The 23,583-nt window shown below is 61.8% G+C and carries 24 protein-coding genes; 12 read left to right on the forward strand and 12 right to left on the reverse strand.

Annotation, left to right across the window (positions count from 1 at the left end; all coding sequences use genetic code 11):
• Positions 1-30: 30 nt before the first annotated feature.
• The 3 genes from VMW12_04175 to VMW12_04185 all read left to right on the forward strand — a co-directional run bounded on the left by VMW12_04175 (position 31) and on the right by VMW12_04185 (position 4,193).
• Positions 31-900 carry a DUF1028 domain-containing protein gene (locus VMW12_04175; GenBank protein HUZ48926.1) on the forward strand — a complete coding sequence of 290 codons (870 nt, stop codon included), beginning with the start codon at positions 31-33 and terminating at the stop codon, positions 898-900.
• A 25-nt stretch (positions 901-925) separates the two neighbouring features.
• Positions 926-1,405 (forward strand): cupin domain-containing protein, encoded by a 480-nt coding sequence (locus VMW12_04180; protein HUZ48927.1) that lies wholly within the window; start codon positions 926-928, stop codon positions 1,403-1,405.
• A 106-nt stretch (positions 1,406-1,511) separates the two neighbouring features.
• A complete protein-coding gene (locus tag VMW12_04185) occupies positions 1,512-4,193 on the forward strand; it encodes a TonB-dependent receptor (protein ID HUZ48928.1) in 2,682 nt (893 codons plus the stop codon).
• A gap of 73 nt (positions 4,194-4,266) precedes the next feature.
• Here VMW12_04185 and VMW12_04190 read toward each other — a convergent pair whose 3' ends face one another.
• From VMW12_04190 to VMW12_04200, 3 genes are all read right to left on the reverse strand, one after another.
• Positions 4,267-4,845, reverse strand: a complete 579-nt coding sequence (locus tag VMW12_04190) for a carbonic anhydrase (GenBank protein HUZ48929.1) — start codon at positions 4,843-4,845, stop codon at positions 4,267-4,269.
• Between the two features lie 21 nt (positions 4,846-4,866).
• The gene (locus VMW12_04195) at positions 4,867-5,727 is read right to left on the reverse strand and encodes an alpha/beta hydrolase (GenBank protein HUZ48930.1); all 861 of its coding nucleotides are present in this window, start codon (positions 5,725-5,727) and stop codon (positions 4,867-4,869) included.
• 243 nt (positions 5,728-5,970) lie between these two features.
• Positions 5,971-6,753, reverse strand: a complete 783-nt coding sequence (locus VMW12_04200; protein ID HUZ48931.1) for a 3-hydroxybutyrate dehydrogenase — start codon at positions 6,751-6,753, stop codon at positions 5,971-5,973.
• A gap of 173 nt (positions 6,754-6,926) precedes the next feature.
• Here VMW12_04200 and VMW12_04205 point away from each other — a divergent pair, with 173 nt between their 5' ends.
• From VMW12_04205 to VMW12_04240, 8 genes are all read left to right on the forward strand, one after another.
• Positions 6,927-7,100: a hypothetical protein gene (locus VMW12_04205; protein HUZ48932.1), complete on the forward strand. Its 174-nt coding sequence runs from the start codon at positions 6,927-6,929 to the stop codon at positions 7,098-7,100.
• A gap of 266 nt (positions 7,101-7,366) precedes the next feature.
• Positions 7,367-8,608: an efflux RND transporter periplasmic adaptor subunit gene (locus VMW12_04210; GenBank protein ID HUZ48933.1), complete on the forward strand. Its 1,242-nt coding sequence runs from the start codon at positions 7,367-7,369 to the stop codon at positions 8,606-8,608.
• The gene (locus VMW12_04215; protein ID HUZ48934.1) at positions 8,605-9,522 is read left to right on the forward strand and encodes an ABC transporter ATP-binding protein; all 918 of its coding nucleotides are present in this window, start codon (positions 8,605-8,607) and stop codon (positions 9,520-9,522) included. The genes VMW12_04210 and VMW12_04215 overlap by 4 nt, the downstream gene beginning before the upstream one ends.
• 5 nt (positions 9,523-9,527) lie before the next feature.
• A complete protein-coding gene (locus VMW12_04220) occupies positions 9,528-10,472 on the forward strand; it encodes an ABC transporter ATP-binding protein (GenBank protein HUZ48935.1) in 945 nt (314 codons plus the stop codon).
• A complete protein-coding gene (locus VMW12_04225; GenBank protein HUZ48936.1) occupies positions 10,469-11,596 on the forward strand; it encodes an ABC transporter permease in 1,128 nt (375 codons plus the stop codon). Before VMW12_04220 ends, VMW12_04225 begins: the two co-directional genes overlap by 4 nt.
• A 14-nt stretch (positions 11,597-11,610) precedes the next feature.
• Positions 11,611-12,159 (forward strand): VTT domain-containing protein, encoded by a 549-nt coding sequence (locus tag VMW12_04230; protein HUZ48937.1) that lies wholly within the window; start codon positions 11,611-11,613, stop codon positions 12,157-12,159.
• 79 nt (positions 12,160-12,238) lie between these two features.
• Entirely contained in the window at positions 12,239-14,377 is a 2,139-nt protein-coding gene (locus tag VMW12_04235) for a PQQ-binding-like beta-propeller repeat protein (GenBank protein ID HUZ48938.1), read from the forward strand.
• Positions 14,378-14,488: 111 nt separating this feature from the next.
• Positions 14,489-15,535 carry a YXWGXW repeat-containing protein gene (locus VMW12_04240; protein ID HUZ48939.1) on the forward strand — a complete coding sequence of 349 codons (1,047 nt, stop codon included), beginning with the start codon at positions 14,489-14,491 and terminating at the stop codon, positions 15,533-15,535.
• 15 nt (positions 15,536-15,550) lie between these two features.
• Here the strand turns inward: VMW12_04240 and VMW12_04245 are convergent, their stop codons facing one another.
• Positions 15,551-16,060 (reverse strand): c-type cytochrome, encoded by a 510-nt coding sequence (locus VMW12_04245; GenBank protein ID HUZ48940.1) that lies wholly within the window; start codon positions 16,058-16,060, stop codon positions 15,551-15,553.
• A 381-nt stretch (positions 16,061-16,441) separates the two neighbouring features.
• Between VMW12_04245 and VMW12_04250 the strand changes: the two genes are divergently transcribed.
• Complete coding sequence (locus VMW12_04250; GenBank protein ID HUZ48941.1) at positions 16,442-17,053, forward strand: hypothetical protein; 612 nt, start codon at positions 16,442-16,444, stop codon at positions 17,051-17,053.
• On the opposite strand, the gene VMW12_04255 is transcribed toward VMW12_04250, so the two are convergent.
• The 8 genes from VMW12_04255 to VMW12_04290 are packed head-to-tail and all read right to left on the reverse strand — an operon-like array spanning position 17,024 to position 23,421.
• Positions 17,024-17,398, reverse strand: a complete 375-nt coding sequence (locus VMW12_04255; GenBank protein ID HUZ48942.1) for a DUF192 domain-containing protein — start codon at positions 17,396-17,398, stop codon at positions 17,024-17,026. The two genes, VMW12_04250 and VMW12_04255, sit on opposite strands and share 30 nt — an antisense overlap.
• Before the next feature lie 4 nt (positions 17,399-17,402).
• On the reverse strand, positions 17,403-17,999 hold the full coding sequence (locus VMW12_04260) for a hypothetical protein (GenBank protein HUZ48943.1): 597 nt from the start codon (positions 17,997-17,999) through the stop codon (positions 17,403-17,405).
• Complete coding sequence (locus tag VMW12_04265) at positions 17,996-18,862, reverse strand: type II secretion system F family protein (GenBank protein ID HUZ48944.1); 867 nt, start codon at positions 18,860-18,862, stop codon at positions 17,996-17,998. The genes VMW12_04260 and VMW12_04265 overlap by 4 nt, the downstream gene beginning before the upstream one ends.
• A 2-nt stretch (positions 18,863-18,864) precedes the next feature.
• On the reverse strand, positions 18,865-19,728 hold the full coding sequence (locus VMW12_04270) for a type II secretion system F family protein (protein HUZ48945.1): 864 nt from the start codon (positions 19,726-19,728) through the stop codon (positions 18,865-18,867).
• Positions 19,722-21,824 (reverse strand): ATPase, T2SS/T4P/T4SS family, encoded by a 2,103-nt coding sequence (locus VMW12_04275; GenBank protein ID HUZ48946.1) that lies wholly within the window; start codon positions 21,822-21,824, stop codon positions 19,722-19,724. Before VMW12_04275 ends, VMW12_04270 begins: the two co-directional genes overlap by 7 nt.
• A complete protein-coding gene (gene cpaB / locus VMW12_04280; protein ID HUZ48947.1) occupies positions 21,821-22,681 on the reverse strand; it encodes a Flp pilus assembly protein CpaB in 861 nt (286 codons plus the stop codon). Before cpaB ends, VMW12_04275 begins: the two co-directional genes overlap by 4 nt.
• Positions 22,682-22,685: 4 nt before the next feature.
• Entirely contained in the window at positions 22,686-23,204 is a 519-nt protein-coding gene (locus tag VMW12_04285) for a prepilin peptidase (GenBank protein HUZ48948.1), read from the reverse strand.
• Positions 23,205-23,259: 55 nt separating this feature from the next.
• Positions 23,260-23,421, reverse strand: coding sequence for a Flp family type IVb pilin (locus tag VMW12_04290; GenBank protein ID HUZ48949.1), 162 nt, complete (start codon positions 23,419-23,421; stop codon positions 23,260-23,262).
• Positions 23,422-23,583 lie beyond the last annotated feature (162 nt).

Genomic DNA, 23,583 nt, shown 5'->3' on the forward strand with positions numbered 1-23,583 from the left:
GCGCTCGTGGTGGCGGCAGCACATCGCAGCATGAGTCTACCGCAGCCCTCGACCTTCTCGGTGGTCGCCGCCGACGTGCGGACGGGCGAAGTCGGCATCGCCGTGCAATCGAAGTTTCTGAGCGTCGGCGCGATCGTTCCGTGGGTGCGTGCGGGCGTGGGTGCAATCGCCACGCAGGCGTTTGCAAACACCGCTTACGGGCCGGTCGGCCTCTCACGTCTCCAGGCGGGGGAGACTCCCCAAGAGGTTCTATCGGCGTTGCTCGGGCCCGATGGCGGGCGCGAAGACCGGCAGATCGGCATCGTCGATGCGAGCGGCCGCGCCGCGAGTTTCACCGGCTCGTCGTGCATCGAGTGGGCCGGCGGCATCGCGGGAGCGGGGTTCGCGGCGCAGGGTAACTGCTTGGCGGGTTCCGCTGTGGTCGAAGCCCTGGCCGCCGCATTTACGGCGAGCACCGGGCATTTGGCGGATCGGCTCGTCGCCGCGCTGCGGGCGGGGCAGGCCGCGGGCGGCGACAAGCGCGGGCAGCAGAGCGCGGCTTTGCTGATCGAGAAACCCGGTGGCGGATACGCGGGGTTCAACGATCGCTACGTCGATCTGCGTATCGACGATCACGGAGCGCCGATCGAAGAGCTGGCGCGCATTCTGGACTTGCACAAGCTGTATTACTTTGCGCCCACGCCCGAGGAAGTACTGGAGATCGACGAGCCGCTGGGCCGCGAGATCGTGCGCGAATTGCGCCGCGTGGGTGCGCTTGCGACGCCGAGCGACGCATTTGATGCCGGCGCGCGGGCGGCGCTGATCGCGTTTATGCATGTGGAGAATCTCGAGAACCGCGTCCGCTCGGATGGCCGAGTAGACCGGCAAACGCTTGAGTACCTACGCGCTCACGCGCGTTAAGAACCGTTTTTAGCGAGGGACGAACGTGCGTATTGTCAACACCAACGACATCGAAGCGATGCGCTGGAACTCTCCCCAGGGGCGCTTTCGCGGAGCGGGGATCGAGATTTCGGAGGCGTTAGGCCGCGAGCCGGCGTCGACCGACATCATGAAGCGCCATCCGTTCGACGTAGAGATTCTGCGGATCGCACCCGGGCAGACGCCCTATCCCTACCACGCGCACAGCGCGCAGTGGGAGTTCTACCACGTCATCTCCGGCAACGGGACCGTTCGACACGCCGGCGGCACGAGCGCGATCGCGCAAGGCGATGCGTTTCTGTTCGAACCGCATCAGCCGCACCAGATCGTCAACAGCGGCGATGTGGACTTGGTGCTGTACGTCGTTGCGGACAATCCCATCGGAGAGTCGGCGTATTTCCCCGACAGCGAGAAGTGGATGGTTCACACCCCGCAAGCAAGGCTCGTGAGATCGGAAGCGATCGATTACTTCGACGGCGAGGACTGATCGGCGCTCGCGGCACCGGCGCGTTCCATAATCGAACGCTATGCTTTTCATAATGAATCAATAAGCGAAGGTTAAAGCCGGTTGCTTACACTGCCGGGAGCGGGCCATGGGCACGCACCGTCTTTTTATTATGGAGGTCCCGGCATTGCCGCGTCCGTTACGCTCACTATTCGGCATGTTCTCAATCGCAGCCGCCGTCTTCGCGCTGAGTACGATGCCGGTACTCGCCCTTCCGACATCCGCGAGTTCCCTGACGGGAACCCTTACGACAACGGCAGGGCACCGGCCGATCCCCAACGTTCAAATCGTCATCGAGGGTGCTAACGGCCAAGGCTCGTTTAGCGCGACGACCGACGCGCGCGGCGCGTTCGATTTCCCGAGTATTCCGAGCGGCTCATACCGTTTGGCGACGCAATCGACATCGTATTACGCGCGATCTCAGAGCATCGACGTGCGAAACGGAGAGGCTGCTTCCATCGCGCTCGAAGGGTTTCGTACCATTGCGGCCGTGGTCGTCTCGGCGCCTCGCCGTCTTGCGCCGAGCAAATCGCAGCTGTATCATTCGTCGCTAACGCAAGTCGTGCTCGATGGAAACATCATCAAGGCCCAAGCGCCGCTCGCGGGTTCCGAGCAGTTGCTCGCCGCCGCGCCCGGCGTGATGCAGGCGAGCTACGGGTCGACCGGCGCTGCTAAAGGCATGATCAGCCTGCGCGGCTTCAAACAGGGATGGGCCAATCAAGCCGGTGTCGTTGACGACGGGCTCTTCGGCGTAACGCTCAACGGCGTGTACATGAACAATCCGCAGTCCGGTATTTGGGAGCCGAATGAGGTCCCCGATCTTTCGATCATCTCCGGTTCGCGCATCACGTTCGGGCCCGGGGACGCGGCCTCGCGAACGTTCGATAGTTTGGGTGGAACCGTCGATTTCTACACGATCCTGCCCAGCAAAACATCGTCGTTCCGCTCGAGTTTCACCACCGGCAGTTACGGCGGGCAAGGATACCACTTCGATTTTAGCCGTGCCCTTTCGTCGCACTGGGGCGTGCTCGTCGCACAAGGTAGAACGTTTTCGAAGGGCTTCCGCAATATTCTCGGATCCGGCAATGCCGGCCCGGGAAGCACCTACGGGACGTTTGCGGAGTTGCAAGACTTGTTTAACGGGGGATCGCTGCTGATTTTCGGTTACGCCGCCGACGGTACCGATTATCGCCCCAATCTCGTGCCGGTTACGCCGCTCCTGGGCCCGGGCGGTAGCGTCGTAAGCGTGAATGGCTTCGACGGTAATGGTAATCCTATCGCAGGCTCCCCATATAGCCAGCAAACCAGCGGCTTTTACTCGGCGCTTCCCGCAAATGTTTGGCAGAAGACCGACACCAATGCCACCCGCTTAATCGGCGTCGATCTCACGCGAAATATGGGGCGTGGATCGTATCTCAGCAACCAGGCGTGGTACCGCCACGGCGACCGGCTTCACGTAAAAGACTTCAACTTCGATCAGGCCAACAACACGTCGCGCTTCGAATACAACAACCCGTACTCGAACGCCCTGGGAGACAACTTCACCTATCACGTGATTCACGGGCCGCACGATATCTCAGCCGGATTCAACCTCCTCTATTCCCGGTACGAGACCCGAAATGCGTTTTACAATCCGGACCCAACGCAGTCGGCGCCAAACGCGCCGACCACGATCACTACGCCGTCGAATTTTCGCAGCAACGATTTCTGGATGCAGGATGTCGCGTTCTTTGCACAAGACGACGTCCATCTCAGCGACCGCGCGGAGTTTATCCCGAGCGTGCGAACCGTTGCGCTCAACACCAGCTTCGTAAATAATGGATTAGCGGTATTCCCCGCTTGCACCGACCCGGCGTCGGCGTGCTATGGGAACAATCATACCTCGCAGCCGAACTCCACCACCTCGTTTCACGCGATCGAACCTTCGGCTTCCTTCCGTTACGCGGTAGCGCGCAACCTCGCAGCCTACGTGTCGTATGGGCGAGGCGTGCGCAATCCGCAGACCTCACCCGGCGGCCCGTATCAAAAGGTCTCGGTCATCGGCTTGGTCCCCGAAGCGACCGACGATACCGAGGGCGGATTGAAGTTTTACAAGCGTCTCTCCGGAACGAATCTCGATGGTTCCGACCGCGAAAACGCTGCGAGCGTCGGCCTGTTCGATAGCACGCTGCAAAACCAGAACATCCCGATTACCACCGGCCAAGGCCTCAAGGTCTCGTCGGCTAGCGGAACTTCGCACTACGCCGGGCTGACGTTCGCGTTCAGTGCCGATATGCAGCGCGATCTCCAGATCTTCGGGAGCTATTCGATCACGCACGCATCGTTCATCGACTACGTCACCGGCGGCGTTTCGTATAACGGCCTCCCGGTCTCGCAGACACCGGTGAATACGGGCAACGTCGGGATGGTGTTGGAAACACCGGTCGGCGCGAATCTCGTGACGTCGCGGCTGTGGGATCAATATGTGGGGCCGCAACCGATGTGGAACAACAATTTGGGAATGCCGGACCCGACCGGGCTGATGATTCCTTCGTACAACCTCGTGAATGGTTCGCTCGGCTACCGCTTCGGCACCAAGGTGGAGCCGATCACCGTGTCGCTCTCGGCCACGAACCTCTTCAACCGGAAGTACAACGCCTTCGAGTACGTTACGTCGGGTGCGTATTTCGCGGGCGGCGTCGGGCAGAGCACGAACTATGGAACGGGGCAGCTTCTGGCCGAACCGGGGCCGCCCCGCGAGGTGCAGTTCACCGTCTCGTTCGGCGAGTAGCTACTCGCCGTATCGCTACGCCGTCGTCGGAGGATCGCCCCGATGGCGGCGTAGCGGTGCGCATGCCGGACCCTTACAGCAGCGCGACTTTGCCGGTGGAGAGATCGTAGACTGCGCCGACGATCTCGTGTCCATTTTTCAGGGCCTGGGTCATGATCGGTTCGGACTCGCGCAACGTACGAGCGTTCAATCGAGCGTTCTCGACAACGGCGTTGCTCCACCAATCCCCCGGCTGATGCTCGCACGCCTTCGCAGCGGGCAAAATCGCGTCGACCAGCATGTGCATATGGCCGGGCAACTTGATGCCGGTGCGCGCGTACTCGACTGCAGCTTGGACCGCACCGCACGAAGTGTGTCCCAGCACCATCACCAGCGGCGACTTGAGAACGGCGGTAGCGTATTCGATCGACGCAAGCGCCGCATCGCTCACGAAATTCCCCGCTAAGCGTACGACGAAAATATCGCCGGGGGCGTGATCGAAGAGCGTTTCGACCGGGACTCTGGAATCCGCGCATGCGAGCACCGTTGCGAAGGGCGATTGTCCGCTCGCCAATTCGCGAACCTGCGAGACGGTGGGGCGGCAGAGGGGGTTCCCGGCGACGAACCGAGCGTTCCCCTCCAAAAGATTCCGGAGAGCGGCGCTTGCAGACATGACGTTTCGTTCGGCGCCGGTCTATGCGACGGCCTCCGCGTCGCCCGCGAGGAAGGTGACGATTTCGGTGCATGCGGCCGGCGCGCACACGATCCCGAAGTGATTTTCGGCGATCTCCACGCCTCGCCGCTGGGCGTGCCGGGAGAGAAATGCGGCGTAATCTGCACGCGTTAGGACGAACCCATCGGATGCGGAACCCAGCGGCACGACCGCGCGAAGCAACATCGTCGGAACGGTGACTTTGGGCCACAGCACGCGGGGATTATGAGTGGCCCCATAGGCGGAGTCTTCGGCTACGGCCGCATACGCGGTGCGCGAAGCAACCGCCCCTCCGCTCGCGACTAGGTCGTAGCGATAGTGTCGCTCCCAATGGGCGTTCCACGGTGTGACCAATCCGGCGGTGCGCACCGCGTCCACGTAAGCGTCCGCATCGGTAAACGTCGCATTGAGGCGTTGCACCCCCGCGCCGATGGCCCGCAGTGAGGACATGGTCGGAATACCGACCGCGTCGACGAGCACTAGGCGACGTATGCGATGCTCGCGATCGAGCGAGGCGGCCACCATGCCGATATAGGCCCCCATCGAATGCCCCACCAGATCGAACGATCGAATGCCCAGAACGTCCGCTGCTTCGAGAATGTCGCGTGCGTGGCGTTCCCAGCCGTACGTGCCCGAGGCGGTGATATCGCTCCATCCGCGTCCGCGCAAATCGAACGCGATCGCCTCGCCGCCTCGGCTCGCGACGCTCTCACCGAGAGCGTCGAACGCGCACGAATTCGAAGAGAGCCCCGGTATACATAGGGTGGGCGTTGCGCCCGGGTGGCCAAACCGTCGGGCGCGGAGTCGACCGCGCTCGACCGTTACGTCGAAGTCTTGCGCCATCTACGTGCGAGCAGTTCACCCGCGAACTCAAGCCCTTCGTACGGTACCGCATCGAGCATCGGCCCGAGAACCGTCGCGCTTTCACCCAGGATCGCCATCATGACCGCCGCGCACGCATACGAACGATAGAAACCGATGTAAGACGGATGGTAGCTATCTCCTGACCAAACGCAGTTACGGTGATTCTCCGCCCCACCGGATCGCGGGCCGGCGCGGAAGATATCTTCGCGCCCACAAGGCCGATCACTGCATGTGCCATCCGTGGCTCACGACGACGGACTGGCCCGAAAGCGCAAGGCTCGGAAAGGCTGCCAGGAAGACTGCCACGTCGGCGACGTCCTGCGCGCTGGTGAATTCACCGTCGATCGTCTCTTTGAGCATGACCTTTGCGATAACATCCGCTTCAGAGAGGCCGAGCGCTGCCGCCTGCTCCGGAATTTGGCGGTCGACCAGCGGCGTTCTCACGAAACCCGGGCAAATGACGTTCGCGCGCACGCCGTGCGGTGCGCCTTCTTTAGCGACGACGCGGCATAGGCCCAAGAGCGCGTGCTTTGCCGCCACGTATGGGCCTTTGAGCGGTGAGGCTTCCTTGGAATGCACCGATCCCATGTAGATAATCGCGCCGCCCGCAGGCACCGCATACATGTGGCGCAGCGCGGCACGCGTGGTGAGAAACGCCGCGTCGAGGTGCACCGCGATCAGACGACGCCAATCGCTGTAAGCAAGCTCGTGCAACGCCGCGATGTGTTGGACGCCGGCATTGCTTACCAAGATATCGAGGCCGCCTAGGGTCTCGACGGTGCGTCGGACCCCGTCGTCGACGGCCCGCTCGTCAGTAACGTCGAGCGCGAGCGCTAACGAACGGCCCCCAAGAGCCGCTATCTCGCCCGCAGCACGAGCGGCCGCTTCGCCGTTGATATCGGCGATCGCGATGCTCGCACCCTCGCGCGCCATCGAGCGCGCAATGGTCAAGCCGATCCCGCTGGCGGCGCCGGTGATAAAGGCGGTCTTTCCGGAAAGGTTCATGGGGCGAAGCCTCCGCTGAGCGGATCGTCAAGAAATTTGCCGAGCCGTCTACACCATACTGTGCGATGCCTCTTTTGACACAAACGGTCCTTCAGACCCGCGCTCGTCAAAGCGTTTGCGGGTCCTCGCATCGCGATCGGTGATCGCGCAATTCAACGACGCGGAAGCGATCCTTGGAATTGGCGATCGCGATCGCTCGAGGGCCGAGGGTCACCCGCATAGCTCGTGGGCGTACGATCGTGCTCGACGTCAACGCTTACTACGGCGAGTCGCACGGCATGTCGTTCGACGTGCATCGCGGCGAAGCCGTGCCGCAAGAGGGATATTCTCGACTTCTCTGCGTCTAGGAAACGTCATCGAACCTTCCCATTCTCTGGAAGCCTCCTCGGTACGATGGTGACGCTGCCTTAGGCTAGGGGGATGTGTGAGACCGATACGCGTTGACCCGCTGGAGCGCGCCCGCTCGATCGTACTCAACGCCATGTTGCGAGAATCGGACGCACATCGGCGCGATTGCGCACGGCGACGGCGATACCGCGATTGTGCCATTATCGCTTGGATTGTCGTGTCGGCCGCCGTGCTTGCTTGGTTCGTCTACGGCCAGTAGAAGGCTATGAAATCGCCCGACCGAACGCGCGTTCTGGTACTTGCTGCCGTGGTGATCGCCGTGCTCGTCGTTATCGCGATCGCGATGGGCGTCGTTGCGCGCTTAACGCCCGTTCGGGGAATAGAGGCCTCCGGCACGATCGAAGCGACCGAAAGCGACCTCTCGCCGAAGGTGCAAGGACGTCTACTCGAGTTACGCGTGCATGACGGCGATCCGGTGAAGAAGGGGCAGATCCTTGCGGTCTTGGAACGGCGCGATCCGGCGCTGAACCTCGAACAAGCACGGGCCAACGTGGCCGCCGCCCTCGCGCAAGTGACCGCTTCGCAAGCGGCGTACGATCTGCAGGCGGCGACGTATCAGACGAACCTTGCTCGGGCGAGCGAAGGCGTTTCGATTGCGCGATCGAGCCTCGGTCAAGCCGGCGAGAACTTGGATATCGAGAAGAAAACTGCGGCGCTCGCCGTCGACCAAGCGCAAGCGCAATTCGCGGCCGCGCAGTCGACATACGCACGCGCGAACACCAATCTTTCCCGTACCCGCAGCTTAGTCGCTACCGGCGACATGCCCCGCCAAGCACTCGACGACGCAACGGCTGCGTACGCGACCGCCGATGCGCAAATGCGGGCCGCTCGCGATGCGGTATCGCTCGCAAGGGCGAATAGCAGCAACGTCCAGATCCGTCAACTCGGCGTCCTTGCGTCCCGCTCGCAGCATCGGCAATCGATCGCGACGCTCGACTCCGCCAGGGCGGAACGGGAACTCGTGGCGCAGCGGCGCGCGCAAGTTCTAGCTGCAAAGGGCCAACTCGGGCAAGCTCGCGCGGCTTTGGCATTGGCTCAAAATCAGGTCGATGAGACCGACATCGTCGCCCCGTTCGCAGGCTACGTCATCTCGCACAACTTTGAAGTCGGCGACCTCGTCGCCCCGGGTTCGGCCGTCATGACCATCGGCGATCTTGCCCACCCATACGTCTACGTGTTCGTGAGTGAAACGGACTTGCCGCACGTCAAGACCGGCGCGCGTGCGGACATATCTGTGGACGGGATGCCGGGCCGCGCGTTCGCGGGCAGCGTGACGGAGATCAGCAATACGGCTGAATTCACGCCGGAGAACGTTCAGACCAAGCAAGATCGCATCGATTACCTGGTGTTTCGCGTGAAGATTCAACTTCGCGACACGACGGGATCGCTCAAACCGGGGCTGCCCGTCGACGCCGTCATCAGCACGTCACCGAGCCCGCGGCCGTGAATGCGGCAATCGAGATCGTAAGCGTCACGCGACGTTTCGGCGCGACCGTTGCGGTGGCCGGGTTGACCCTGGAAGTGGCGCGAGGGGAGATTTTCGGACTCGTCGGCCCCGATGGGGCCGGCAAGACGACGCTCATGCGGCTGATCTGCGGCGCCCTCGCCGTAGATTCCGGGAACCTGCGCGTCGACGGCGTCGATGCCGTCGCGGATGCCCCTCGCGTGCAAGCGATGATCGGATATATGCCGCAGCGCTTCAGCCTCTACCCCGATCTTTCGGTGATGGAAAATCTGCGCTTCTACAGCGACATTTTCGGCGTCACGAGAGACATGTTCGAGACCCGTTCCAAGTCCTTACTGGATGAATTCGCGTTGACGCCGTTCCATGCGCGACTTGCCGACGAGCTTTCGGGAGGCATGAAGCAAAAGCTCGCTTTGGCCTGCACGCTCATCCATAGCCCGACGACGATTCTCCTGGACGAACCCACGGCCGGCGTCGATCCGGTCTCGCGCCGGGAGTTCTGGCGGATCCTCTACGGTATCAATCACACCGGGACCACGATCTTCGTCAGCACGCCGTACATGGACGAGGCCGAACGTGCGGTGCACGTTGCGTTTATGAGCCGGGGCTCGATCCTGAGTTGCGGCACGCCCAAGGAACTCAAAGAGCAGCTCCAAGGCGACATCGTCGAGATTCGCTGCGCGAAACGCGCGGATGCCTGGCGCTTATTGCGCACGGAACCGCTCGTGCGCAGCATCGAGGTCTTCGGGGATACGCTGCACGCGCTGGTTGCTACGGCGGCCGAAGCGATGCCCCAGATTGCGCAGCGGCTGCAATCCGCGCAGATCGGTGACGTGCGTATTCGCGAGATCCCGCCGTCGCTCGAAGATGCGTTCGTGGCGAAACTCACGGCGTAACGACGATGGCAACGACCGTTCGAGTGGAATCCCTCACGCGCCGGTTCGGCGATTTCGTGGCGGTGGATCGCGTCTCGTTCGAGATCCAGTCCGGCGAGATTTGGGGTTTTCTCGGGCCGAACGGTTCGGGAAAGTCGACCACGATCCGCATGTTATGCGGCGTGTTGGCTCCCACGTCGGGTAGCGCGGAGGTGCTCGGATACGACGTCGCGCGAGACCCGGAATCGATCAAGCTCCGCATCGGTTACATGTCTCAGGGGTCGAGCTTGTGGAACGATTTGACCGTTGAGGAGCACCTGCGCTTTTACGCCGGACTATTCGGGATATACGGTTCCGCGCAAAGCGCCGCCGTTAACGAGTGGATAAGCCGCGTGGGCTTAACGGAGCACCGCCGGCAACTCGCGGGATCGCTCCCCGGCGGGTTTCGCAAACGCCTTGCGTTCGCATGCACGCTGCTCCACCGCCCGAAAATGCTGTTTCTGGACGAGCCGACGTCGGGAGTCGATCCGCTATCGCGCCGCGAGTTTTGGGAGCTGATCGTCGAGCTTGCGGATGAAGGCGCCACGGTGATGGTGACGACGCATTACCTCGATGAGGCCGAACATTGCAACCAACTCGCGTTTATCTACGGTGGGCGCGTCATCGCGCGCGGTTCGCCGGAAGCGCTCAAGCACGCACCCGAAGCTGGGATAACGGTGGAAATCGTCTCGCCCGATAACATCGCGCTGCTGGATACGCTCGACGACCTCGCATACGTACGCAGCGCCTCGCTGTACGGATCCTCGCTACACGTAACCCTCGAACGAGGCGACGACATAGCGACGTTGCAGAGCGTCATCGAAGCGCGCGGCATTCATCTGCCGGCGCTGACGCCGATCACGCCGTCGCTGGAGGATGTGTTTGCCGGTATCGTCACCGGCTCGAGCGCGTCGGGAAGCCGGCCGGCATGAATTGGCAGCGGGTCTGGACGATCGCCCTCAAGGAATACGTGCAGTTTTTCCGCGATCGGCGAACGGTCGCCGTAACGATCCTGATGCCGCTGATTCAAGTGGTTCTCTACGGCTATCTTTCGAGCGACGTCAGGTACCAGCCGACCATCGTGTGGGATCAATCGCAAACCGCTCAAAGCCGCGAGTTGCTGCAGGCCTTTACGAATTCGCAGTACTTTTCGATCAAATATTATGCGAAGAACATGCAGGACGTGGTGCACCGTATCGAAGGCGGCGATGCCCTGACCGGCATCGTCATTCCGCCGAACTACGCGAAGCTGCTGCATCAGAACAAGAGACCCCAAGTGATGGTCGCGGTCGACGCTTCCGACGCCACGGCGGCGCGAACGAGTCTCTCGGTTGCTCAAGCCATCGGCGGCAGCGTTTCTGCGTCGATGCAGCTCAAGACGCTGCATCTGAGCGGCGCGGCCGTTCCTCGGGTCGGCGTCGACGTCCGGACGCGGGCGTGGTTCAACCCATCCCTTCGCCAAGAGGTCTTCATCGTGCCGGGCGTGCTCGCGCTGGTGATGCAATTCACGATGACGTTTCTGAGCATGAGCACGATCGTGCGAGAGCGCGAACTCGGAACGCTCGAGCAGCTCATCGTCAGTCCGATTCGGTCCTCGGAATTGATGCTCGGAAAAATGATACCGCTGATGACCATCGGATACATCAACGTCACGACGATCCTGCTCCTGGCGGTGCTTTGGTTCGGCGTGCCGGTCGTCGGAAGCGTCCTATTGCTGTACTTTACGGTGTTCATTTTTTTCTTTACGACGCTCGGCATGGGGACGCTGGTCTCCACGATTTCGAAAACGTACATTCAAGCGATGCAACTCATCCAGTTTTTTCTGATGCCGAGCATGCTGCTTTCGGGATTCATCTTCCCCGTAGCGGCGATGCCGCCCGTGCTCCAAGCGCTGTCGTATCTGGTGCCGCTGACCTATTTCCTTACGATCGTGCGAGGCGTCATCATCAAGGGCGTCGGGATCGACTTTCTCTGGCCGCAGATTCTGCTGCTGACGCTGCTCGGGCTCGGGGTGTTCGTCACCGCCATCCTGCGTTTCCGCAAACGGATCGATTGAGGAGCCGGACCGCGATGCGGCGTCATCTGTGGATTCTCGAACCGCTCGCCACGTTGAGCCTCGTCTTGTGGCTGGGTTATCTCGTGATCGACCGTCGTGAGACCATGCGCGAGTGGTTGCTCACGTCCGGGGCGCTTGGGCCGCTGCTGTCGGTTGGGATCTACACCGCTTTGGCAAGCGCGCCGTTTATCTCGGCCGGGGCGCTCGCGCTTCTCAACGGGGCGATCTTTGGAGTCTGGGAAGGCGCCGCCATCAACTGCGTAGCGGTGGTCCTGAGCGGGGTGAGCACCTATGCGCTCGCTCGGCATGCCGATGCGCGCCTCCATCTCCATGAGGATTTGGAACGCCTCCCGGCATGGGCCAGACGTCTGCCCGTGGGCTCCCCGCTCTTCCTCATCGCTTTGCGGCTGATTCCTTGGATGGGCGGCACGATCGCCAACAACGTCACCGCCTTCTACCACGTCTCGATCTGGCGCCACATGTGGACGCGCGTCGTCGTCGCCGTGCCGATTGCGGTTTTCAATGCCTACCTAGGATGGAAGCTGGCCGGCCTCGTGCGGTAGGTGGTATTTTCGGACCGCCGGCCCAGACGGGAACCGCTTGAATGGGGGTCCAAGGTAGCCGGGTGGAGGGATAATCTTGATGTATTTTCGGTCTAGGCTAACGACGTTCGCCGCAACCTGCGCGATTTTTTCCATCGGTGTCCTCGCGGGTTGTAACGGCGGATCGAATTCGACGAGCACCACTTCGGGCGCAACGGCGGCAACAGAGGCCACGGCCGCTGCGACCGGCGAGGCGAGCGGCACCGCTACCGGTGCCCCGACCGGCGCGGCGAGTACCGGCTATTTTACGGATGCTCAAGCATCTACCGGCGCGACCGTCTACTCGGCCAGTTGCGCGCAGTGCCACGGTGCAAAACTTCAGGGGCAGAGCGGCCCTTCACTCGTCGGCGCGCGCTTCGCGCACTCCCTAGTGAATTATCAAACCGGCGCGCAGATGTACGATTTCATTAGCAAGCAGATGCCTGCAAACGCGCCGGGATCGCTCACGAGCGATAACTATCTCGCGGTAATGGCGTACCTTCTCCAGCAAAACGGCTTCACTTCGGGAAGTCATCCGCTCGATACGACGATGCTTTCGAGCGTTAACCTTTCAAACGCGGTGGCGGTGTCGTCGAGCCCAGGTGCTGCGAACAATAACGAAATCGTTCGCCAAGCCGCGCCCACGACGACCGTCTTCGGACCGATGCCCACCAACGTCAACGTCTCGGATGCGATGATGACCGGAGCGTCGGCGAATAACCAAGATTGGGTACTGCCCGGCCGTACCTATTCAAACGATCGCTATTCTCCGCTCTCGGCCATCAACGTCGCGAACGTCGCGTCGCTCACTCCGGCCGCGCTCGCGCAGACCGGCATGACGGCGAGTTTTGAAACCACGCCGATCGTCGTCGGCGGCGTCATGTACATCACCACGCCGGTGGTGAGCGACAAGATGAAGATCATGGCGCTCAACGCCGTTACGGGCGAACGCATTTGGGAGACGACCTATAACCTGGGCTCGTTCCAGATTTGCTGCGGCCCCGTCAATCGCGGCGTCGCGGTCGGCTATGGCAAAGTGTTTGTCGACACACTCGACGATCAATTATTGGCACTCGATGCCGACAACGGCAAAGTCCTATGGCAGAAGACCCTGGCGGATCCGACGCTCGGCTATTCCGAAACGATGCAGCCAACGCTGTACAACGGCAACGTGATCGTGGGCAGCGCGGGCGGCGAGTGGGCGATCCGTGGATTCGTTGCCGCGTTCGATGCGAACACCGGCGCGAAGAAATGGCAGTTCTGGACGACCGATCCCAAGAGCTTCGAGGGCGATTCGTGGAAGCAGGGCGGCGGGATGGTCTGGACGACGCCCGCGATCGATCCGAAGTTGGGCTTGTTGATCTTCAGCACCGGTAATCCGAACCCGGACCTGTTCGGAGCCGTGCGTAAGGGCGACAATCTCTATACCGATTCCATCGTGGCGATCGACGTGAACACCGGGAAACTCCGCTGGTACTACCAAGAAGTTAAGCACGACGTGTGGGATTACGATGCGGTCAGCAACCCGGTGCTGTTCGACGTGCACGAAAACGGCAAGACGATTCCCGCCGCCGGTGAGGCCGGCAAGGTGGGATGGATCTTTATCGTCGATCGTCGGACCGGTAAGCTGATCCGTAAATCCGCGCCGTTCGTGATGATGTCGAAGAATATGTTCAGCACGCCGACCAAGGCCGGCGTGGCGATGCTCCCCGGTGCAAACGGCGGCGCCGAGTGGTCGCCTCCGGCGTACTCGCCGCAGACGCACGATATGTACGTCATGGCGATGAATCAGCTCATGAACTTCACAACGCAAGAGCCGCATACGGGCCCCGGCCAAATTCGCCTGGGCAGCGCGTTTACGAACATCGCGAAGAACGGCGTACAGAACGGCCCGTTCGTGGCGGTGAACATGGATACCGGAAAAATTGCATGGCAGTATCTCGCGCCGCAGCCGTTAATCGGCGGAGCGCTAGCGACTGCGGGTAACCTGGTCTTCATGGGCGAGGGGAACGGCTGGTTCGATGCGTTCAATGCCAAGACCGGGCAGCGCGTATGGCGCTATCAACTCGGCGCCGGCGTGAACGCACCTCCGGTTACCTACGAGGTGAACGGCGTGCAATACATCGCCGTCGCCGCGGGTGGAAACTTCCAGCTTGGGTATCCCTACGGCGATACCGTAGCGATTTTCCGCCTCAAGTAAACGCACCTCACATAACAACATGGGTCGCCGGCCGGCGACCCATGTTGTTATGTGGTGAAACGGCCTCCTAATGGGTAAGCCCCCTAAGACATCCGTCTGAAGGGACGTTCCATGCGACTCATCCAACGCGCAATCATCGGCCTAGCTGCCGCATTTTTTCTATTCGCGACGGTTCCGGCGAGATCCGAGGCCCAGGATCTTTCCAGCCTCGGAAGCTTGTCCGGGATCCTCAGTCTTTTGACGAGTTTGGCTCCGCCGGCATTGCCGGCGTACTATCAGCCACCCGCCCCGGCACAAAACCTGATTTGGCAGCCGGGATATTGGGCTGCCGGGCCGGCCGGTTACTTCTGGGTTCCTGGAACCTGGGTGACGCCACCGCAGCCGAATTTGCTATGGACCCCAGGATACTGGGCTTCCAACCCGGGCGGACAGTATCGTTGGGTTCCCGGATATTGGGCACAGAACGTCGGCTACTACGGCGGCATCAACTATGGCAACGGGTACAACGGCTCGGGTTACACCGGGGGGCGTTGGCAGAACAACACGTTCTACTACAATACCGCGATTACGAACGTCAATCGAACGGTCGTACGTTACGTCTACTCCGATCGCGGAACGAACGAATACAACGGTAGTCACGTGAGCTACAATGGCGGTCGCGGCGGCGTGAACGCGCGCCCGGATAGCCACCAAATCGCGTGGGGACGCGAGCGTCATTACGCAATGACGAACGCGCAGCAAGAACACGTCCGGATCGCCGCGCAGAACCGGAACTACCTACAGGCCGTCAACCATGGACGTCCGCCGAACGTGAGCGTCCAAAGACCCCTCGCCGCGAACAATCGCCCGGCAGGGTTCGCACCGATTCGAGCGTCCGACCGCGCACACGCACAGATCCGCCAATCTCCCCATCAAGCGATGCCGATACGTCAGGCGCCGAAACAGCAGACGCGTCCGCAACATCAGCAGACACAACGACCGCAGCCGCAGCGTCAACAGGCGCAACGACCGCAGCCGCAGCGTCAGCAGGCACAACGACCGCAGCCGCAGCATCAGCAGGCGCCGAAGCAGCAAGCGCATCAGGGTGCAAGCCCGAAGGGCGGTTCGCACCAAGCTCAGCCACATGGGCGCCCGTCGCCGCACCCACTGGGCCAATAGGGGCTCGGCGGACGGTTACTTCAACTGCGTGAGGACGTAGTACGCAACGTCGTGAAGGTCGCGTTGGGATAGCACCCAGCGCGGCATGACGGGGTCGAGTTTGTCGCCATCGTTATCGATGCCGGCGGAGACGGCTCGCTCCAGGAGTGCGAGCGTGTAGGGGGGCTTTTGATGGGTTACGAGCGCCGCATGCCGCAAATCGGCGCTCACCGCGCCGTCGGGAAAGTGGACGCCTCCGGCCCCCGTCGGCATGTGACATGCCGCGCAACTGGGTCTCTGCGCGGGCGGCTTCGCCACGATATGCGAGCCGCTCGCATCGATGCCCGTGAGGAAGATCGCACGCCCGTTCGCGATGGCGGCGGCATTCGTCGATTGGGCAGTCTTGGCGGGTGCTGCGGGCGCCGTCGTTGCCGAGGCGGCGACGGCAGCGGTCGAGCCGGCTGTAGAATCGGCGGTATGCGACGAGCACGCGCTCGTTGCGACGCCCAGAAGCAGAACGGCGAAGATCCCAAAATAGCGTTTCATCGTCGGCCCGTTCGCGGAGCGCCGGATGGAACCTACCGAAGCATGCATCCTCTCGGAGGCTGCGAAAACTCTCTTGCGTCACCTGGGAAAATGATTCTATTTTCCACCCAAAATGGGTATAAAGTGACCCTGATGGGTTTTGAATTGGCGATTAGAGCGTCGCCGGCTCCTTTGGCCGTCCGTGTCAATCCGCCGATCGTTTCCGGAACGGAATTGGCGAAGCGCGCGCGAACCGCCACGATTGCCGTCACGAACCACTCCGGGGTGATCCCCGATTTCGCGAGCGAGCCCTTAAGCTTCGATCCGGTAGGCCGAAACATTGACTTGTATGCGTAATGCTTCCATCCCCGGGTGCGGCGGTCCGACTCCTGGATATGGCTAATGCCGGCGCTCGCATGGACGACGGCGCTCGTTGCTCTATGGTTTCTTTTAAGCGTGTTGATCGACCGCCGAAACGCGTTGCGCGAGGGCGTTTCCGCGGTTTCGTTTGCGGAGATCGTTGCGGTGGGGGTTCTCGCGCTTGCGGGGGCGTTGCTGGCTCCCCCTTCCGAACGGATCGCGGTGGGCCTAGCTTTAGCCGGCATCGGCATCGCGGCGTGCGGCGACGTTCGCCATGGGTACCTGTGGGAAGAAATTACCGTGCCCACGCTCTTTGCCGTACTCGCAGCTAGCGCGTATGCCGGTATCGCGCCGAACGCCGCTGCCGGCATCGTCGCGCTCGGCGGCATCGCGTTGGCGATCTATTTCGGCGGGCAACTGCTCGGCAAAGAACCCGGATTCGGCGATATCGTTCCTACGGCCATCATCGGCGCTGCCGTGGGCCCCGTGCCCGGGCTCGCGGCTTTGGCGATCGCGTGCGCCGGATTCGTCATCGCGGCTCTGATCCTGGGGCGGCGGTTCGGCATTGCCTTGCCGTTCGGCCCAGCTATCGCGGCTGCGATCCTGATCGGTGCCGCAGCCGCGTCATGGTTGCCCGCCATCGCCGGACGCTGATTGGACGAATCTCATCCGATCGCCGCATAACATATCGAATTCCTCGCACGTTCCGGCTCGCAACTCCACGACGTGCGTGGCATTGGCTTGGGCGACGGCAAGGCAACCGGGGCGCACGTCCCGGCGTATGCTCACGATGCGAAATGCGTCGTCGAGAAAAACAACGTCGATGGGAAAGCGCATGCCGATCGTGTGGATTCCAAAGCAACGGTTGATCCACAAGCCTTCGTCTGCGTCGATCGACGAGCGCGTCAGCAGCCCCAGGTTTCGGCCGCACCACCCTTTGGGCGCGAGCACCTTGCGCGCGACCACTTCACCGGTTGCCTGATTTTCGAATGAATACAACGCGCTAACCCCCGAACGCGAGCGCGGCGACGACGGTCGCGCCGACGAGATAGGGTGCCATCTGAACGGTCGCGTGCCGCCGCAGTCCCCATTGTATGAAAGCCAGGAGCAGTCCCGCGGCGGAAAAAGCGACGACTGCGGGAAACAGTCCAAGCAGCGACGCCCCTAAGGCCGCAACGCGCACGTCGCTCCAGGACATGCCGGCGCCCTTTGTCATGAGGGCGACGCTTGCAAACGGCACGGAAACCAGCAACGCCGCGAGCGGTACCGCATATGCGTGCTGCAGGAGCGCTAGAACGCAGATGCACGCCAGCGGGATCAGCGAAAGCCAAGGCGGCGTCCAATGGATGCGAACGTCGCACCGTACGAGCGCAACCAAAGCGACGACGATGAAACTCAGTGCCAACAGATGTAGCGGGTTCGTCTCGCGCAGCCCGAATTCGGCACCGGCGATCGCGCACGCCGGCACCACGAGCAGCGGCCATACGTCACCAAAACGATCGCCGTGCCAACGCTGGATGAGGACGTTCGCAAGCGCGTAGCCGAACCACCCGGAAGATGCAAACATCAGCGCGCCCACGAGGGCTAAGCTCCCGTTCATTTCGCCCAGCTCACGAACTGCGGAAGCAGTTCCGCCGCAACCGAGCCGAAGATGATCGTGAACAGCGCGGGCAGTAAGAACAGAGCCATGGGAAAGACCATTTTGATGGGCAGCTTCGCGGCCTGCTCTTCAACCGCCATGACGCGTTCGTTCCGGACGTCGATCGAGAGTTCGTTGAGAAGCGTTGAGATGTTCGCACCGAGCTTTTCGGCTTGCGTAATCGCCGTGATGGTGGCCGTTAGCTGCGGTTGACTGACGCGCATCGCTACCGCGCGCAATGCGTCGCCGTGGCTGCGCCCGAGGCGGATCTGCGAGAGGCATTCCTTGATTTCGTCCCCCAGCGCGCCGGGCGCTACCGCCACGGCATACCCTAAGGCCTGGTTGAGCGCGATGCCGGCTTGCACGGTCGTTGCGACCATGTCGAGAAAATCGGGGAGCGACCGTTGTACTTCTTCCTTACGTTTGGCGATGGCTTGATTGAGAGCCATAAACGGGAGATACCCGCCGACGATCGCCGGGATAAGCGGTATCAGGAGATACGCCGATTCGAACGGATGCAGAAAGAATAGCGGCAGCAAGCCGACCGCGATGCCTGCGATGAGGCCGCCTCCAACTCGCGCGCCCATTTGCGCGGGCGTTGTCGTGTACCAGCCCGCTTCCATCAACTGTCGTTGCAATTGCGAGCGGCCGTCGTCCCCGAAGATTTTCTCCATGGCGGCAAAGCGTTCGCGCGCCGGGCCCGAGATGTTGCGAGACCTGATATGCTCGAGTTGCTCCGAAAGCGGACTTTTTTGCGGTGTTAACGAGACGACGAAGAGGCCGATCGTTATCGCAACGCACACAGCGATGATGCCGAGCAGCACGATTACACGTTGACTTTCAGCATCTTATTCAACGAATAGATCGCCATGAGTTCGAGTGCCACGGCTACGGCGAGCACGGCGTGGCCGATCAGCGTGCTCATCAGGGCTTTCCCCATCGGCGGCTCCATGACCAGAACGAAGAAACCCACCCCGACGGGAAGCGCCTCGAGAACCAGGGCGCCGATCCGTCCCTCCGCCGTCAGCGCGGAGATTTTTCGCTGGATTTGACGCCGTTCTTTAATCGTTTCGGCGAGATGATCGAGAATCAATGAGAGGCTGCCGCCGGTTTGGCGCTGCACCCGAATCACGCGAGCGAGCATCAACGTTTCGTTGCCCGCCATCCGTTCGGCGAGCGAATCGAGCGCATCGGGCATAGAGACGCCGACGCGGGTCTGGGTAACGACGCGGCGGAATTCGAGGCGTGCCGGGTCCGTCATCTCCTCGATGATGTGCGCCATCGCTTGGGGCAGGCTTAAACCGATCCGAACGCCCCCGGACATCAAGCGCAACGCCATCTCGAGTTGGTCCAGGAAGCGGGAGCGACGCTGCGCGACGCGCCTCTTTATCCAAAATGAGGCCGCGTAAAAAACCGCAGCTTCAAACAGCGGCAACGCGAGCAGCTCTGGCACGAGGCTCAGGTGCGCTACGAGAACGGTGAAGAACCAGAGCAGGGCGCCGGTGGCGAAGATCGCCGTAGCCACGACGTCTACCGGCCGGCCGATACCCGCCAGTTCTAAGAGGGATGCGGCTTTAGTGACGCGTGGATGTTCGCGCGCTATCATGCCGTTCACGACGATATAGCACGCGATCGTTCCGCCGAAGGCTAGAAACACTCCGATAAACGTGGACGTGAGCGCTGCTACCACGCGGTTGCGTCCTGGGCCATCGTCGAGAGTTGACGGATGTCGTATTCGATACCGTGCTCGTCGAAACGGGTGATTGCATACGGCTGGACGCCCGTGTATTGGAAGTCACCGCTGACCGTACCGTCGAGATCTAATCCGTGTTGGTTGAACTTGACGATATCCTGAAGCGTGACGACGTCGCCTTCCATGCCGACGACTTCGGTAATGGCGACGATCTTGCGGGACCCGTCGCGCAGGCGCGTCGTCTGGATCACCAGGTCGATCGCGCTCGCGATCTGCTCGCGAATCGCGCGGACCGGCAGATCGAATCCCGCCATCATCACCAGAATCTCAAGGCGCGATATCGAATCGCGCGGCGAGTTGGCGTGCAACGTGGTGAGCGAACCGTCGTGGCCCGTGTTCATGGCCTGAAGCATGTCGAGCGCTTCGGCGCCGCGACATTCGCCGACAACGATGCGGTCCGGACGCATGCGTAATGCGTTGCGGACGAGGTCGCGAATTTTCACCTCGCCGTAGCCTTCGATATTCGGCGGGCGCGATTCGAGACGTACGACGTGCGGTTTTCCGAGCAAGAGCTCCGCCGCATCCTCAATGGTGACGATGCGGTCGCCGTCCGGAATAAAGTTCGACATGATGTTCAGGAGCGTCGTTTTGCCGGACCCGGTGCCGCCCGAGACGAGGATGTTCATTCGGGATTCGACGCAAGCGCGCAGGAAATCGGCCATTTGTTCGGTCAGCGCGCCGAGTCGTAACAGGTCGGGAATCCCCATGCGATGCTTGCCGAAGCGCCGAATCGTGAGCACGCCGCCGTCGAGCGCTAGCGGCGCGATGATCGCATTGACGCGCGACCCGTCGGGTAGACGCGCGTCGACTAGCGGGGAGGCCTCGTCGACTCGACGCCCGAGCGGGGTGATAATACGATCGATCGTTTGGCGCAGCTGGCCTTCGCTTGAGAAACGGACGTTGGTGAGGACGAGTCTGCCCTTGCGCTCCGCGTAGACGATGCTTGGACCGTTCACCATGATCTCGGTGATCGAGTCGTCCTGTAGAAGATCCTCGAGCGGCCCTAATCCCAGCGCCTCGTCTAGGACTTCTTGACGCAGCTGCGTCGACTCCTCGGGAGTCAAGTTTTTCCGATCGGCGATGATCTCCGTAACGAGATCTTCGATGACTTTTTTCATTTCGGACTGAGAACGCGTGCTCGTTTTTAGGGAGTCGATGCGTTTGCCGAGTTCGGCGTGGATATCCGTTTTGAGAATCGCGCGCCGTTCGGCCACAACGTCGCGCCTCGGATCTTCGGCGGGCGCCTGGAGATCGAAAGGCTGGCGTTCCCCGCCGGCGCTGCGAGTCGCCTCGCCGTTCGCGGAGATGTCCGGCATGGCGTTGGCACGGCGAATCGTCCGTCGCTCGCCGAGCGAGGCATGCGTCGCGGACACGACCGAATCGGCCCGCGGTTCCTCCGGCAAGGCGAGCAAGGCGCGGCTCAGATCGTCGATGGATTTGCGATACGTCCGCTCCGACGACGGCGGAATCTGCGCGAGAACCGGAATGCCGAGGTTGCGCTCGATCTCGGCCGGCGTTACGTCCAGACGGCCCGAATGCCACTCTAATACAGCGAAAATGCGGTCTTTGGGGAAATTGAAGCGGATCATCGAATTGAGCATCGCTCGCGCGCCGGTGATCCCGAGCAGGGTCGGGGGCGTAACGAGTAAGTATCTCGTCGCGCGCATCATCAGCGGGCGAGTAGCGGCTGCAAACGGCTGCGTTGCATCGACGAACACCATCGCATAGCCGACGTCCAGCGTCTTAGCCAGCGCTTCGCTCACCTCTGCGTTCACGGCCAGCGCCGCATCGAAGCTCTCGCTCATTTCGATCGTCATCACACCGTCGACTTTGAGCATGGAAACGGGGTGTTCGCCTCGGGCGAGATCTAACTCGTCGGTGCACTTGGCGAGCACCGCTAGGCTGCGACGCCCGGCAAAGTCCGCGTCGATCGCGGCCGACGGCAGCGTTCCCGAGCTCATTTTCGCGAGCTCCCAGGTGAGCGTCGTTGCCCCGCTGCCGCCCTTGGAACCGACCACCGCGATCCAACTCACGAACGCGGGCCGTCCATGACCGTGCTGCCGTCGATGACGGTCACGCCGTTGATGGTGGGGCCGCCGGCTATCGTAGGCCTCGGCGCCGACGCAAACGCCGGAATGAACGCTCGGGCGGGCGCTGCGGCCGCGGGCACGTAGCCGCGCGAGTAACCCGCGCCGTCGAAGACGAGGCGCTGGGTCGGTTCCGACCCGATCGGTTCTTTCGGTGAGCGCAACGTGAGCCGGAGAACGGCGTTTTGATCGGCCGTCATGAGCGTATCAGCCTGCGCCGGGGTTACCGCCAGCGTAACGGTCGACGCGCTCTGCGCAACCGGCGAAGGTGTTGCGCCCGCGGTTTCGAGGGCGATGCCCATGGCGAGCACGAGAATGCCGCGCAGAATGGTCGCGGCCGGCTGAACGCTATTGCCGATGCGGGGACCTTGTGCGAGCACGTCCACGCGATCGCCGGGTTGGATGAGCCCGGAGACATCCTTCACCGGATCGACGCTGATGCTCATCGCGCGCTGCCCGGGTTTGAGCCGTACCGAAAGCCCGACGTCGGCCGGCGTTCCGATTTTTGAGGCCGTAAGCAGCGAGCCGGCCGGCATACCGATCAGCGCTAACTGCCCGTTGATCATCTTCGGATCGGTGAGGACATCCGGATCGACCTTGCTGCGCGGGCGCGTTTCGACGCTAAACATTGCTGCGGTAATCGGAATGCGCGCCGGAATATTCTGGTTGGCGACCAGCACTCTGGTCATCAGGGCTTCGGGCGAATTCGCCTGACGGAACGAGTTTAAGAAAATCAGGACGAGCGCGGCGCTGCCGAGAGCGAACACGATTGCCGCAATGATGGTGATTCTGCGGACGTTCATCGTTTTACAGCCTCAATGCCGGGATGGCGGTCATCGCTAATGCGGTGAGAGAGGCGCCGCCGAATATGGCGACCCCATAGGGAATTTTGGCCGTAGTGAAAGGCAACGACCTCGGCACGACGCCGACGAGTAACGGATGCAGCGTGCTGCCGACCGATTGAAACGATCGGCGTAGGCTACCCGAACGCCATGCGACGAAGAGAGCCAACAGTCCACCCGCAAACATCGTGTATAAAATGAATTGCCAAAAATAGTGATAGGACACCAGGGCGCTGCATGCGACGATCATCTTGACGTCGCCGCCGCGCAACAGCCCGAATGCGAAAAGCGGAAGGCTCGCGGCAAGGACGCCGATCATCACCAGCAGCGCGATCGCTCCGGGTATCGGCCCCTGTGCGGCGTAGAGCACGAAAGCCAGGGCTGCCAGCGAATAGCTGAGCCAATTCGAAATTCTGCCCGTGCTGAGATCGGAGATCGCCGCCGCCGCGGTAGCGACGAGCAGAATAACTGGAATGAATTGCATGATGTGCATACGAGCCGATCCCGCTAAGAACCGGCTCGTTGGTCGTTTTTCCGGATTAGACTGAGCCCGCGACGGTGGTGAACAGACCGGTAAGACGGGTACCGATCAGGGCAACTGCCGCGATGCAGACGACCGCGATGAGTGCGACGATAAGACCGTATTCGACCATGGTCGCGCCTTCATCGTCTTTGTGGAATACGGCGATTAACTGTTTCATGGAAGCTCCTTTATTCGTGGCGGTTAGCCGGTGGGGATTGGGATGTCTGTGGTCCGGCGACATGAAAACAGCAAGCAACCGCGGGCGAGAAACCGTCCGTTGAGGCTTGCACGGATAGTACTGCGATATGCTCGGATGCCGGCGTATAGGGTAAGACAGCGG

Source organism: Candidatus Dormiibacterota bacterium, from assembly GCA_035532835.1.
GTDB lineage: Bacteria > Vulcanimicrobiota > Vulcanimicrobiia > Vulcanimicrobiales > Vulcanimicrobiaceae > DAHUXY01.